Source organism: Methanomassiliicoccales archaeon (assembly GCA_029907465.1).
Lineage (GTDB): Archaea > Thermoplasmatota > Thermoplasmata > Methanomassiliicoccales > JACIVX01 > JACIVX01.
The window spans coordinates 1-14,443 of sequence record JARYLV010000028.1 but is presented as its reverse complement, the minus strand read 5'-3'; the positions used below and the strand labels follow the sequence as shown (position 1 = coordinate 14,443).

Annotated in this window: 11 protein-coding genes and 1 rRNA gene; 9 read left to right on the top strand and 3 right to left on the bottom strand. The window is 46.2% G+C overall.

The window, feature by feature from the left end:
• Positions 1–216: ribosomal RNA gene (locus QHH00_08005) — 23S ribosomal RNA — on the top strand; the annotation flags it as partial.
• Positions 217–367: 151 nt separating this feature from the next.
• On the opposite strand, the gene QHH00_08000 is transcribed toward QHH00_08005, so the two are convergent.
• Positions 368–1,477, bottom strand: a complete 1,110-nt coding sequence (locus QHH00_08000; protein MDH7509318.1) for a DUF763 domain-containing protein — start codon at positions 1,475–1,477, stop codon at positions 368–370.
• Between the two features lie 67 nt (positions 1,478–1,544).
• Complete coding sequence (locus tag QHH00_07995; protein ID MDH7509317.1) at positions 1,545–1,943, bottom strand: DUF61 family protein; 399 nt, start codon at positions 1,941–1,943, stop codon at positions 1,545–1,547.
• A gap of 867 nt (positions 1,944–2,810) precedes the next feature.
• On the opposite strand from QHH00_07995, the gene nifB reads away from it, so the two are divergent.
• From nifB to QHH00_07955, 8 genes are all read left to right on the top strand, one after another.
• Positions 2,811–4,088, top strand: a complete 1,278-nt coding sequence (nifB, locus tag QHH00_07990) for a nitrogenase cofactor biosynthesis protein NifB (protein MDH7509316.1) — start codon at positions 2,811–2,813, stop codon at positions 4,086–4,088.
• 9 nt (positions 4,089–4,097) lie between these two features.
• The gene (locus tag QHH00_07985; protein MDH7509315.1) at positions 4,098–5,696 is read left to right on the top strand and encodes an acetolactate synthase large subunit; all 1,599 of its coding nucleotides are present in this window, start codon (positions 4,098–4,100) and stop codon (positions 5,694–5,696) included.
• A gap of 108 nt (positions 5,697–5,804) precedes the next feature.
• A complete protein-coding gene (gene alaS / locus QHH00_07980) occupies positions 5,805–8,498 on the top strand; it encodes an alanine--tRNA ligase (protein ID MDH7509314.1) in 2,694 nt (897 codons plus the stop codon).
• A gap of 4 nt (positions 8,499–8,502) precedes the next feature.
• A complete protein-coding gene (locus QHH00_07975; protein ID MDH7509313.1) occupies positions 8,503–9,084 on the top strand; it encodes a VIT1/CCC1 transporter family protein in 582 nt (193 codons plus the stop codon).
• Between the two features lie 180 nt (positions 9,085–9,264).
• The gene (locus tag QHH00_07970) at positions 9,265–9,783 is read left to right on the top strand and encodes a 30S ribosomal protein S13 (GenBank protein MDH7509312.1); all 519 of its coding nucleotides are present in this window, start codon (positions 9,265–9,267) and stop codon (positions 9,781–9,783) included.
• An 8-nt stretch (positions 9,784–9,791) separates the two neighbouring features.
• Positions 9,792–10,487: a 30S ribosomal protein S4 gene (locus tag QHH00_07965; protein MDH7509311.1), complete on the top strand. Its 696-nt coding sequence runs from the start codon at positions 9,792–9,794 to the stop codon at positions 10,485–10,487.
• Positions 10,484–10,870: a 30S ribosomal protein S11 gene (locus QHH00_07960; protein ID MDH7509310.1), complete on the top strand. Its 387-nt coding sequence runs from the start codon at positions 10,484–10,486 to the stop codon at positions 10,868–10,870. The genes QHH00_07965 and QHH00_07960 overlap by 4 nt, the downstream gene beginning before the upstream one ends.
• 12 nt (positions 10,871–10,882) lie before the next feature.
• Positions 10,883–11,722: a DNA-directed RNA polymerase subunit D gene (locus QHH00_07955; protein MDH7509309.1), complete on the top strand. Its 840-nt coding sequence runs from the start codon at positions 10,883–10,885 to the stop codon at positions 11,720–11,722.
• Between the two features lie 5 nt (positions 11,723–11,727).
• On the opposite strand, the gene QHH00_07950 is transcribed toward QHH00_07955, so the two are convergent.
• Positions 11,728–14,443: DNA polymerase II large subunit (locus tag QHH00_07950; protein ID MDH7509308.1), on the bottom strand; the 2,716-nt coding region annotated here is incomplete at its 5' end.

The following is a 14,443-nucleotide window of genomic DNA, read 5'->3' as shown; positions in this document are numbered from 1 at the left end:
GTTCGCGGCCTCTAGTTAACCAGTTGTCCGGCAGGGCATAGCTGGGCAGCCACGCCGTCGTGGGTAAGAGCTGAAAGCATCTAAGCTCGAAACCACCTCGAAAAAGAGGCACCTTACAACACTCGTAAATGACGAGTTTGATAGGACCGGGATGTACGTACCAAGGTTCGCCGAGGTACTCAGTCCGCGGTCACTAACGTTGTTACGGCCGCATAAGCTGTCGGCAAAGCAGTGCGGTTGGCTTCGGCTTAACCGTCATACGGGCTGCGTATGTCCTTCCACTTGTTATTCCCATTATGATTTTTCTATAAGCTCAGAAGAATTCGATTTAGAAATTCTGAGAGCTATACAAAATGCTGATACATACTCATTGATCAAATAGAGTTAAATCAGGGGGTACGAATCTTCTGATACGCTTGATTGCGTCGAACTTTTCTCTTTTCCCTAATTTCGCCTGTTCGATGCCGTCTACCAGCAGCTGAATTGATTCGTCCATTGATTTCCTATCTACAGGAAACGGGACTCCATCCTTCCCCCCAACTGCAAACGAAAATTTAACTGGATCTTTCCAGCTAGGTTCGGCTCCGTATATGAGCTCTCCTATCAACGCAAGGGCTCTGACGGTCGAAGGGCCGATTCCCTTTATTGCTAGCAGCTCCTCGTAATTCGTCGGACGAAATTCATAAGCTTTTCTCAATGCTTCCCAGTTGATCGATCTAGGCATGCTTAGACGCAATATTCGTTCACCTGTCCACTCAGTGATGGAGCTTTGGCCTTCCTCCATGACAACAATCTCTCGCCTCAATCGGTCTATTCCTTCGTTGACCAGATCGACCGAAACCTTTCTAGATTCTCCACTTTTTCGTGAGGTCATGTCGAGAACCTTGTTCTTTTCAAAACCCAGTATTGCCGTATGGGGCTCTTCGACAAATTCTCTTAACTGGCCAGAATACCAATGATATCTTCTCGCATAACCTCTTTCTTGATCCATACCTTGTTGAACAACAGTCCAGTTGCCCTTCCTATCACATACAAACGTATGATGATAGAGCTCATGTCCGTCTTGAATTGCGACGTTGTCGATCTTTGCACTCATCCTACTCGCGTAGATCATTTTGGCCTCGAGATTAGGAGAGATCTCATGACTCTCTGCCCATGTCTTGATCTCATTCGGGGTTTCAGTCGAACGCTTTCCTTTCCCCCCAGCAACACAAATCTCGTCGCTTGTTCTCAATGCCTCCTTTAAAGCCCCGCACGTAACTGTCGTTGTCCCCGAGCTATGCCAATCGAAACCGAGTACGCATGAAAACGCCTGGAACCAGAATGGGTCGGCAAGCCGCCTGATGATTTCCTTTGAGCCGTACTCAATGATCATAACATCTGCAATCGCAGAGGCGAGTTTTACCATCCTTTCAAAGAGCCATCGAGGCGCACTTCCTCCGTGAAGTGGCAGATCCGCAAGACCGACCTTTGGCACAATGATCTCTCAGATACTCCTGTCTTAAAAACCTTCTGAAGAGATAATCAAAACCGAGAGTCCATAACTATGGGACATAAAGGCATGTAGTGGAAGTAGGCAGACGCTTTCTCAACTCCATCAGATGCGGATAGAAAATCCATATCTCGTCTTCATTCTCAGGCTCGCGACCAATAATTCTTGAGATAAGTTTGACTTCAATTTTTCCTGAGACTTTCCATGCACCGCCTGGATAGGAGGTGTCCGTAACGATAAAAATAGGTAACCTGAGGCGCTCCTTTTCCACATCGTCTAGAAGAGAGGCGATATACTCGATTTCATTCTTCGAAATCGCATAACGGTTTCCATCTTTTCCAGTGTAACAGGGACTTTCTTCACGGAGAAGATCGATCAATCGCCTTCTCGTTGACGGAATATGGCGATTCATCGAGGCGATGAATTTTTCGAATGCTCCGTCGCTGAACATCAAACACCCTCATCTACACAATTTGTCTAGAATGATAGTGTATTATTATCTTTTCACTGACAAAAGTTTTGCAAAGGATCACCGAAATCAAAAAATTCAAAGGGTGACAATTTTGAGACTACTCAAATGCAGAAATCCGAGCTTGGCTGCCCGTAATCTATCTTTTCCCATCATCATTCACCCTTGTATATTTGCATGCATGACCGGGATACTTTTTTAGATATTTTTTAAAAGGCAACAGCCCTGGGAAACGTACTCCCGAGGATCGCAAAATCGTTTTTTGTCTGGTCTTTCCTCAATTCAGCCGTACAGATAACAAACTCTCATGAAAAGGGATGGAACATAGCTCTGGTATTGCATATGGAACAAGATTTGTATATACAGAACGATTTTAATTAAAGATAGACCAATTCTGCGGGTATGGGTAGCGAAGGAAATTTCAACTCGCATCTTAGATTACGGTTGAGATGGACTTATTTTAGATATCAGCGTGAGTTGTGACGACTTTGAAAACGATAGTAGCGCTACACTTCAAATTAAATTTTATCGGCAGGGCAATGCACTCGGAGAAATGGCCATTATGGAGATCAGTGCACAGTACATCACGATATGAAGAGTGCCAGATGAACTACACGTTGCGGAGGAAGTGATCATGATATATGTCCATTGCTATGCTATTAGATTAGTGACATTACATCACGACGGTATGCCAAAGGATCAAAAGGACTGCGGACTTACGTAATACACTATTGCTTTTACATTCGTCACGTATTATATATTCTTCTTCTTGATTTATTGAAAGCATTGCATAGGAGTAATGAGAGGGATATATTACTGATTCCCAACAACCAATAATGAGAGGATTCGATGGAGCAGGAACGTGAACAGAAAATTGAGAAAATGCTAGAAATGCACCCGTGTTATGCTGAAGCCGCTCACCAGAAGTGTGCGCGAATGCACCTCCCAGTCGCACCGCGTTGCAATATCCAGTGCAACTACTGCAATCGAAGATATGACTGCGCAAATGAAAGCAGACCAGGCGTGACAAGTGAGATCCTCACACCAGAGCAAGCAGTCCAGAAAGTCCGTTATGTCAAAGAGAGGATTCCAAATCTCACCGTCATTGGGATCGCAGGCCCTGGTGATCCACTTGCTAATGAAGAGACATTCAAAACGCTTGATCTGATTCACAATGAATTTCCCGATTTGACGCTATGTCTTAGCACCAACGGACTCTTGCTACCGAGATATGTCGAGCGTTTAAGATCCTTAGGCGTAAGATTCATCACTGTGACCATAAACGCCGTTGACCCTCAAATTGCCAGCAAGATATATGACTTTATTTCATACGATGGAAAAATATGGCGAGGGCTTGATGCGGCAAAGATTCTTGTCGAAAATCAGTTGAAGGGGGTGGAGATGGCCTCAAAAGCAGGAATGCTCGTAAAGGTCAACACGGTCATGATTCCCGGTATCAATGACACCCACATACCCGAGGTTGCAAAGAAAGCGAAGGAAATTGGGGCTTATATCGTTAACATTATTCCACTAATTCCTGTCCCTGGAACAAAATTTGCAAATCTTACAGCTCCGACGCCAAGAGAGAGGAAACTCTTGCAGGACATGTGTGAGACAGAGATACGACAGATGAGGCATTGCCGTTTTTGCCGAGCCGATGCCATCGGTCTGCTCGATCAAGACCGATCTGCGGAGTTTGCCCATATCACATGCGGTACTCAATTACCTGAGAGAGGAATTGTCTCTGTACAAATGGAGGGGAAGACAAAATACAAAATCGCGGTCGCCTCCAGTGACGGTTCAAATGTTGATACGCATTTCGGGCATACCGATCGTTTCCTTGTGTATGATGTCGAAGGGAATTTGATAACCCCAGCAGGAGAGATCAGGGTCGATCCGATGATGGAAGTCCCGATGTTCGGAAAGAGCCATGCGACTAAGATTGAGAGGATCGCTGATGCTCTTAAAGGATTTGACATGGTACTGGCCAGCCAATTTGGAGACCGGGCCATCGAAGCTCTAGAGCGCCGTGGGATTGTTGCGATGAAGGAGAGAGGCGATATCAGAAATGCGATCATGAGGGCGACCAGGCGATTAATTGAAGAGCGTTCGAAGTTATTCGAGTGAGGTGTGTTGATGAGGGGATCTGACCTCCTAGTTAAATGTCTTGAGAACGAGGGCGTCACCAAGATATTTGGCATCCCAGGGGAGGAGAACCTCGAAGTCATGGACAGTCTCATCGATTCTGGCATCGAATTCATATTAACGAAACATGAGGAGTCTGCATCCCTGATGGCCGAAATCACCGCGCTTCTCACCAATGAGCCAGGGGTCTGTCTTTCCACACTTGGCCCTGGTGCGACAAATCTTGTGACAGGAATAGCGGATTCATATCTCAACTATGTACCACTGGTTGCCTTAACGGGACAAGTCTGGCTTGAAAGGGCGTACCCGCCGCAAAAACAGTACATCGACCTTGTCGAGCTCTTCAAGCCGATAACGAAGGCGAGCTTGAGCATTCGAGCTTCATCGCGAATCCCAACAGTTGTGAGGAACGCTTTCGATATTGCTGCACAGGAGCGACCTGGACCGGTTCATATAGAATTGCCACAAGATGTAATGGGGACTGTTGCTGAGGGAGAACCAATGCAAAGGTCTCCAATCGAAATTTCTGGAGGGGACGATTCTGCGATTGACATTATCAAGGAATTCATTGAATCTTCTGAAACTCCGATGGTTCTCGCTGGGCGTGGAATTTTAAGGGCACATGCGGAAGATGAATTCAGAGAATTTGCCAGGGCACTTAACATTCCAGTTGCTCATACTTGGATGGGGAGCGGCTTAATCCCATTCGACGATCCACTTAGCCTGCATACAGTCGGGTTAAGAACGCACGACTTTATGAGAAGGGCATTTGAACTTTCAGATCTTGTCATTACCATCGGTTACGACGTACTCGAGTTCCAGCCAGTTTTTTGGAACGTAGGGAAAAAAAAGAAGATAGTATATATTGGCGCTTCCTACGCTGAAACGGCACCGAAATTCAGTCCAGATATTCAGTTGATTGGTAACATGAAGAAGAACTTGTCGTTGCTGACATCATGTGGCACGAGAAAAGACAACTGGACTTCTGAATTAAGGGATCAATTACATAGAAGGATATTCGATCTTCCTCGTGATGAGAGCCCGGTCAAACCACAACTCGCTGTGCGTGCTATTAGGGATTGTCTTGGAAGGAAGGATATAATTATCTCGGATGTTGGAGCACACCTGCTATGGATGGAAAAACTATACCAAACGTATGCCGAGAGGACATTGATCGCATCTAATGGGCTGCTTCCGATGGGTATTGCTGTCCCTGGTGCAATTGCTGCAAAGCTAGTATGCCCTGAGAGAAAGGTCGTTGCGGTCTGTGGGGATGGCGGTTTCTTAATGACTTCTTCCGAGCTCGAAACTGCATCGAGACTGAAAACGCCATTTACAACAATAATATTCAATGACGGTGGATTCGGTATGATAAAAATCCGCCAACAGAAGAATTTTGGAAGGACGATCGGTGTTGATTTTAGAAATCCTGATTTTGTGAAGTATGCGGAGTCATTCGGGGCGAACGGATACAGAGTTTCAACGGCAAAGGAGCTCAGCGAGGTCCTGGCAAACTGTTTACGCAATGACGAGCTCTCGGTAATCGACGTGCACATTGATTACAAAGAAAACGTGCGTTTGATACAATGATAAGACGGATCGGCGCATCAAAAAAGATGATGATCTCCTATCGATTTAACGCTGGATGATGAGTACGATTAAAAAGATTAAAATAAAGACCCCCCAATACGCAGAACAATGAATGCCTCGGAATACGAGCTAGATTACTTCAAAAGTAAAGGCTTCGCTCGGAGAAAATGCCGCAGATGTGGTAGGCATTACTGGACGCTTGGGCCATGGGAGACTTGTGGTGAGCCGCCCTGCGACGAATATACGTTCATTGGTAATTCCCCGATGAACAAGTCGCTCACCCTCCATGAAATGAGGGAAACGTATCTGAGATTCTTTGAGAAGCATGGGCACACCCGTGTGGGCCGTTATCCTATTGTTGCTAGGTGGAGAGATGACGTTTTTTTCACGCAGGCATCGATATACGATTTTCAGCCTTGGGTTCTCGAGGGTGTGGTGGATCCGCCCGCGAACCCCCTCGTTATTTCACAGACATGTGTCAGATTTAACGATATTGACAATGTAGGGAAAACTGGGAGACACTTTACTTTTTTTGAGATGCTCGCTCATCACGCTTTCAATAGAAATAAAAAGGAAATATATTTTAAAGATCGGACCGTTGAACTCTGCCACGAATTCTTTACAAGTAGCCTCGGAGTCCCACCTGAGAGGATGAGATACATTGAAGAATGGTGGGAGGGTGGTGGGAACTCTGGTCCTTGTCTTGAAGTCATTCTCGACGGTGTCGAGCTTGCCACGCTCGTGTTCATGATGTATAAAGAAGAGACGAGTGGAAGAAAACCCCTGAGCATGACTGTTGTTGACACTGGATATGGTCTTGAGAGAATAACATGGGTATCACAGGGAACATCCTCGGCATATGAAGCGGTATTCGGGCCTGTGCTTCAACATCTTAAAGAAATCACAGGCATATCCGCAGATTTGAGGATTCTCAACGAGTATTGCAAAGTCGCTGGTATGACCAATGCCCGTACTGCAGCAGATATCAAGAAAATCAGAGAAATGACGGCCGACAGAATAGGGATATCCTATAAAGAGCTCATCCAGTGTGTCAAACCTCTTGAAGACATTTACGTGATATGTGATCATACGCGAGCCCTGGCGTTCATGCTCAACGACGGGGTCGTACCATCAAACGTCAGAGAGGGTTATTTCGCACGATTGCTCGTTAGAAGGGCGCTTCGGGCAATGCGCGATTTGGGCGTTAACATACCGTTATCAGATGTCGTAAGCTGGCAAATTGATTTCTTTAGTTCCATTTTCACTGAGATGAAGGAGAATAAGGAAGACATTTTGGAACTCGTCGATTATGAGGAGGAAAAATACAAAGAGACATTAGCGAGAGGACGACAACTCGTTTCGAGAATTACCAAGAGTCTTGGACCTGAGGAACGAATTTCGACTGAGATGCTCATAGAACTCTACGACTCACATGGCTTGAATCCTGAAATTGTCCAGGAATTTTCATCGTTTCAAGTGGATATCCCAGATGATTTCTATATCCGAGTCGCGGCGAGGCACGAAAAACCCGAAATGATAAAAGAGGAAAGTTCCTTATCCGGAATACCTGAAAACCTCCCAGAGACAAAACTCCTCTATTACGAAGATCCCGAGATCCTAGAATTTGAAGCGACGGTCATTGCGAAGATCGATAAGGCGGTTGTTCTTGACAAGACTTCATTCTATCCAGAAGGAGGAGGACAGGAATGGGACATTGGTACGCTGAACGGCATAAAGGTGACCAGAGTGCTAAGAAAGGGGAACTCAGTTGTTCATTTTTTAGAGGGTGATTCCTTCGAGGTTGGAACGAAGGTTAAGGGGATAGTGGACAAAAAAAGAAGGATACAGCTCATGAGACACCATACGGCTGCGCATCTAATTAATGGGGTCGCGAGGCGACTTCTCGGAAATCACGTATGGCAAGCTGGTGCACACAAGTCGGAAGATTTTGGTCGCCTCGACATCACCCATCATCAGAACTTGACCAGAGAACAAATCGAAAGGCTCGAAAAAGAAGTTAATCGTATTGTCCTCGAGAATTTACCTGTTAATGTCAAGTTAATGCCACGGATCGAGGCGGAAAAGTCATACGGATTCCGTTTATACCAAGGTGGAGCGGTTCCTGGCGCCATCATAAGGGTCGTTGAAATTGAGGGAATCGACGCCGAAGCATGTGGAGGTCTCCACTGTAAGAACACCGGGCAAGTCGGGCTCGTCCGTATTTCGAAAACGAAACGAATCCAAGATGGTGTCATACGCATTGAATATACGGTGGGAACGACAGCGATAGACAACGTGATCAGAGACAAGGAGATTGTCTGGTTGCTATCAGAAAAATTGAGAACAACACCAGAGCAGTTGATACCAGCAACTGAGAGGGTCCTTGAAGAACTCAAGCAAACAAAAAAAGCATACGAAGATCTGAGAACTGTATACAACAAAACGATTCTCGACCGTCTGCTAACGGACGCTGCAGTCATCGACAATATCAAAATCATTACTTATCGCGTGAAGGGGGAATTTGAAGACCCCGTGGAGATATCTAGAGCACTTTCGGCAAAAGAAAATGTTTTGTCGGTAATTGCAAGTGGTGAAAACAACCCAAGAGTCCTTGTTTCGTGCGGTAAGGACGTTGAGGTCGATTGTAGAGAGATTCTCACGGAAATTACGGCATTGGCTGGCGGTACGGGTGGCGGCAAAAAGGAATTTGCGCAAGCCGGGGGTTTGCGAGAGGAAAAGGTTGACGAAGTTCTCCGCAAAGTACCAGAAATTGTGAAAAGGTTAATATCAGGATGTGCTTGATGAAATGAAGCATAGGAGATTCATTGAAAAGCTCAGAACCTATTCAAGAGCGACGAAACTCGATGGGATCCTAAGACGATACTTTATTATTGGCGCGTTTGACGGTGCCTTGACGATTCTTGGGGTAATACTGGGGGCTGTATCGACTGGGCATTTAAGTCGAGAGATCATATTGAGTGCTGGCATAGGAGGAAGCATTGCGTTAGCGATTTCCTCGATCGTTGGAGCATACGAAGCTGAAAGGGTCGAGTCAAGAGTCGTCCAGTTGAATATCGAAAAGGCGATGCTGTCAGAAATCTCTGGAACGGAATTTGATAGGGCACTCCGAGTTTCCGCGATCGTTTCAGCTATTATTCACGGCATTGCGCCGCTTCTAGCTGCTCTCGTTCCAATCGTTCCCTTCGCATTTTTTGATGTGAGGACTGCCGCGCTTGTGTCAACCACTATCACACTGACATTCCTTTTCCTTATGGGCTTCTATTTTGGAAAGTTGGCCAAAGAAAGGATGATCCTCAGCGGCTTGAGATTTGTGCTTGTTGGCATTATAACTGCTTTAATCATTGTTGTGTTTTTTGGTGCTCACTGAATCGCGATCGATGGTGGATTCCTTTCAAAAAGAGGAAAGAGTTCATTCGCCGTTTTATCGAAGAATTTTAATACTGGGCAGAGCACAAAGTTACAGAAACTCTTAAATATAAACTTACATGTAGGGGACTTGCTCCACGAGAACATTAACTCGTTTGATCATCGTATGGAGGTAGGCACTTTGGTCGAAACCAGCGGAACACAACCGATACAAAAGGATGATTTCAAGTATATCGTGAGGCTTGCGAATACTGACCTAGATGGCAATAAGGGCGTTGTAGTAGCTCTGCAAAGAATCAAGGGCGTCGGTAACCGAGTGGCCGAGATCATCGCAAGAAAGGCTGGTGTGAGCAGAATCGAAAAAATTGGTAGCCTACCAGATTCAAAGATAGAAGAGATTGAAAAATTACTTCAGACTTATGCAGATTTTGTTCCCAGTTGGGCTGTGAACAGACAACACGATTTCGAAACGGGGCTTGACATGCATTTGATTGGTGCTGACCTAGAATTGTACAGAAAAGACGACATCAACCGGATGAAGATGATCAGATGCTACAAAGGGATCAGACACGAGATGGGCCAGAAAGTCAGGGGCCAGCGGACAAGGTCGAATGGTAGAACAGGTCTCACGCTGGGTGTAAGTCGACAAAGAACGCAACCAGCAAAGGCTGAGAGCAGCGAAAAGAGTGGGAAGAAGTAGGTGTTTAGATGGGCGATCCGAAATTCCCTCGTCGGACTTATGATACGCCTTCGCATCCATGGAAGGCAGATCGAATCAAAGAGGAGACAGAGCTCGTAAGAATATACGGACTCAAAAATAAGAGAGAGATCTGGAAGGCTAAATCGATTGTGAGAAATCTCAGGCGGCAGTCAAGAAATCTACAGGCGCGACTGAGATACGGGGAAGAACAAGCACGAATCGAGACGCAGAATCTCCTGAGAAAGTGCGGCATGATTGGACTTTTGCCGCTAGACGGTTCGACGCTCGATGATGTGCTAAGTTTGACCGCTGAGTCCATACTAAACAGGCGCCTCCAGACCTTAGTCTATAAGAAGGGACTTGCCAACACAATGGAACAAGCAAGGCAGTTCATAGTGCATGGACATATTTTCGTTAACGGCAGAAAGGTCACCGTTCCTGGGTATATCGTAGGGAGGAACGAGGAAGACAAGATTGAATTCAATCCTGCTTCTCCACTCGCGGACGAACAACACCCAATGAGACTCTTAAAGAAGAAGTCGAAAGAAGAGAGAGGCGTCGAGAAAGTGGCTCTAGAGAAACCAAAAGTTCCAAAGAAAATACTGAAGGTCAAAGAGGTCGTTGAGGTTCTCGAAGAAGGCGGCGAAGCCTTTGAGGAACTGGACATTGATGAGGGCGATACTGAGACAGAGGAGGCTAAATGATGGGGAAATGGGGAATCGCTCATATATTTGCAAGCTACAACAATATCATCATCACATTAACTGACATAACTGGGTCGGAAACGATCACCAAATGTTCAGGTGGCATGGTAGTTAAAGCCGCTAAGGATGAGGCTTCACCATACGCTGCCATGAGAGCTGCCGAACGGGTCGCCGAAATTGCCAAAGAAAAGGGAATCGAGGGGATACATGTAAAAGTCCGCGCACCAGGCGGTAATAAGTCTCTCTCACCTGGGCCAGGAGCCCAGGCGGCAATCAGAGCACTCGCACGCGCAGGTCTGAAAATCGGACGCATTGAGGACGTGACACCAATACCTCACGACGGAACGAAAAAGAAAGGTGGCCGAAGAGGAAGGCGCGTATAGAGGCGGCAACCTATGGAAATCAAGATACTCGAATTGATGGAAACAAAAGCTAAATTCGTTATTTCCGGCACGAGGCCCGAGGTCGCGAACGCTTTGCGTCGATGTCTCATTTCCGAAATCCCAAAGATGGCCATCGACACCGTGGAATTCCATCTCGGCCCGATCAGAGATGAGGAGGGCAACGAATATGAGAGCGTCAGCCCCCTCTTTGATGAAATCATCGCTCATAGACTAGGAATGGTCCCCATACCAACAGATCTAGATATCTTTACCTTCCAGGAAAAATGCACATGTGGTGGGGAGGGGTGTCCTAATTGCACGATCATGTATTCACTGAACAAAAAGGGGCCATGCGAGGTCTATTCTGGTGATCTTGAACCCCTTGGAGGAAATGAACTGAGAGTAAAGGACGAGCTTATCCCCATCGTTAAGCTCGGCCCTGGACAAGCGCTCTTGATTTATGCGTCCGCGCGCCTTGGCACTGCCAAACAACATGCGAAATGGCAGGTCACTAACGGTGTCGGATATAAATACTATCCAGAGATCTCTATTGATTACAGTAAATGCGAAGGCGAAGATGACTGCATCAAAGCGTGTCCTCGCGGTTGTTTTGGCAAAAAGGATGGAAAGACTGTCGTTATTGATCAAGAAGCATGCACTTTGTGTATGGCATGCGTTGAGGCATGCACCAACAAAGCGGTGACCGTTAAAGGAAATGAAGGGAAATTTATCTTCGAATTTGAAACGGATGGTTCTCTCAGCGCTGAGAAGACGCTTCGTACAGCTTTGGAGATCATGGAGAAGAAATTCGAGGATTTCAGGGAATTGGTCTCCTCATTCGAAAGTCAGTAAAAAAGTCACATGAAATCAGTGAGTGTGCACTTCTTAACTTTATCATTTTCAAACAGTGAATTTATCGAATTTTCAATAAGAGCAATTCGCTGCAAAGTGTATGTTGGCAGGCCAAATTTCCTCCCAATTTCTTTCGTGATCTCGAGGTATTTCTTAATGCTTTTTTCATGCACAGTCAGGGTTAGATTAGCACCACAATAACATTTCCCTCTCAATGGCATTCTACGATAACTTGCATTGCATTTTGTGCATCTGAGACGCTGACCAGAAAAACTATTCAAATTGCCAATCATATCGGGCAAGAAATGCCTTGTGATCACCCTATAAACAACGTCAGTCTCGTCGACTGCCCTGATCTTCTTTGCTAATTCTAGCTGGGCGTTCATCTTGTCGATCATCGTTTCGAGAGTTTTGTACGACGATTCTTTTGGGCCTTCAGCGATATCTTTCGTATCGTGAGTAAAACCGAACCCCTCATACTGTAAAACTGAACCTATTCTATTCGCGACTAAATCCATCATTTCCTGGATTTCCTTTGGATGTTTGTAAGACATAGAGGCTTCGTAGAACTCTAAAGGATAGTCCCATCGCACATCGAGATTATGTGCTTCCTTATCGATTTCATTTGGATCAATGCGGGTCGTGAGGACGAGCGGTGCATCCATTAAGCCCCCTCTCCGATCGGGAAGAAATGACCTCGAAAAGTTGATTAGTGCATCAAGTAGGAGAATACAGCTGTCTTCATCACCGTCTGCATTTCGCCTCTTCGCTGCATGGAAGAACGGATGGCCATAGCCGACATTCGCATCTGTAAATCCAATGATCCTGCATAACACGCCTCCAGAAGTGTGAGGTGCCAAACCGATGGCTAGATGGCCGATCAGATCTGATCGGTGATTAACGTTGTAGTATGGACTGAGACCGTAATGGTCTTGCAGAAGCTCGTCGACGAACTTGGCAACCCTCAAGAGATAATCTCCACAAGATGATGAAGGGACGATGTCCTGAACTTTAAGTTCGCAAAGTTGAGTGTCCTCAGTTAATTCATTGCCAAATGCGTCTTTTACATATCCAAGAGAGCGGGCTTTTTCGACGGTCAGCCCAATTTCACGTGGTCTGAAATGCGTGAGAGGGACATCGGTCATGTCATAACGGATTGTTCCATCTTTGAACACAAAAACGTCGTATTTCGCTCTCAAAATCCCTTTCTCGATCGCCTCAGGCGTTTTGTTTTTGGAGATCATTCCTTGGACGCCTTTTATCTCTGGTAAATTTCTTTCCTTAAGACGTTCCATCGCCTGTTTGAGAAGCTTAGATATCGGAATACGCTGGATTTCGGGGTCACCCGATACGACCGTATGAGATCCGCACTCACACACACACTGAAACGTCTTCTTACCGCATGCTCTGCACTGTCTCACCCCTACCTCAACCTCAATCTCTTCTTCGGTCGCTGCCTCGCTCACCAGTCTCTGTAAACCCCCGCTATGTCCAAGAGGGAAGAGTACGTGGGGAGGTGGTCGCATTTTTCTTTCCTTGGCTTTCTCCGGTCTCGCCATTCTAGCGCCGATCCGCGTCACCGCCCGCGGTCGCACCGTAATCCCCATCGCCCTAGAAACTGCGGTCAATGGATCTTCACCCTCGAAAGCCGCGACCTCAACAATCTTCTCACCGTTATGGCCGAGACCGAGCCCGGCGAGAACTGGCTTCGCATAATTTTCCAAAACGATGAAGTCACCAACGACGCGGTGCAAAGCTCCGAGTCTTTCTAATACATTTTTTACTTTCGCCTCTTTCTTGATCTCAAGAATACCATCGTGCCAAGATGCGTTTATCAATAAATGCGAGCGCAAATCTCTTAATCCATCCATATCGACGTCCGACCAAAAAAGATTGAATTTCGGATGGAGCGGGACGCCATAAGTTTTTGAAATTCTCATCGCTTCCTCAAAGCTTGGATCTCTCCAGCTTTCCGGTAATTCAACGCATGCTCGCTTGAGCTCTTCTCTGTACCACTCAATAGAATAAGCACCTGGAACCAATACATGATTGTTTTCGACAAATTCCCCAAAGGAAATTAATATCTCGCCGAGGTCAACGATCTCCTTAATTCTACCACGGATTTTTTCAAATTCATCAACAGAATTGACCTGTACGAGATCACCATTCTCGAGGAGCACAATCGGTCCCTCAATCGAATCACACGGTGTCGCAGCACCAGCCTTTCCTGGCCTTTCAAGTTTAATTTGAGTTCCGACCGCAATGAATTCATCCAGCGCGTACATTGTGGCAGGATTCAGACCGATAGCCGCTAGCCCCGTCGTTCTCCCACGACCATATCTCAACCTGAAACCACCGACCTTTGAAGGATGCGCAAGAACGGGCCTCCCAGCAACTATGTCCTTCAAGAATTTGTAATCTGGTGCGACTCCGCTGGCCTCCGATTCCTCTGAAAACTTTTTCCGGAGATCAAGGTACTCATCTATGAAATCCCATCCATCAATTCCCAGGCGCCTTACATGTTTCTGGATCTTCGGCGCCTTTTGGCATAACCCTTCTGCTATAACGAGGCATGCACCGCCTCTAACCTTATTGGTCTCAACCCGAGGGAGATCCCTATAACCAGATATTTCAACATCCTCGGTTCCCTCACCATCGATGCACACTGGACAGTTCTTAACGATTAATTCGATTTCTTCATTTGATGGCGTGTACTGCAGG

Coding starts and splice junctions, on each gene's coding strand:
- QHH00_07975 (MDH7509313.1), top strand. CDS start 8,503: ATGAAGCATAGGAGATTCATTGAAAAGCTCAGAACCTATTCAAGAGCG.
- QHH00_07985 (MDH7509315.1), top strand. CDS start 4,098: ATGAGGGGATCTGACCTCCTAGTTAAATGTCTTGAGAACGAGGGCGTC.
- QHH00_07965 (MDH7509311.1), top strand. CDS start 9,792: ATGGGCGATCCGAAATTCCCTCGTCGGACTTATGATACGCCTTCGCAT.
- QHH00_07960 (MDH7509310.1), top strand. CDS start 10,484: ATGATGGGGAAATGGGGAATCGCTCATATATTTGCAAGCTACAACAAT.
- QHH00_07995 (MDH7509317.1), bottom strand. CDS start 1,943: ATGTTCAGCGACGGAGCATTCGAAAAATTCATCGCCTCGATGAATCGC.
- nifB (MDH7509316.1), top strand. CDS start 2,811: ATGGAGCAGGAACGTGAACAGAAAATTGAGAAAATGCTAGAAATGCAC.
- alaS (MDH7509314.1), top strand. CDS start 5,805: ATGAATGCCTCGGAATACGAGCTAGATTACTTCAAAAGTAAAGGCTTC.
- QHH00_07955 (MDH7509309.1), top strand. CDS start 10,883: ATGGAAATCAAGATACTCGAATTGATGGAAACAAAAGCTAAATTCGTT.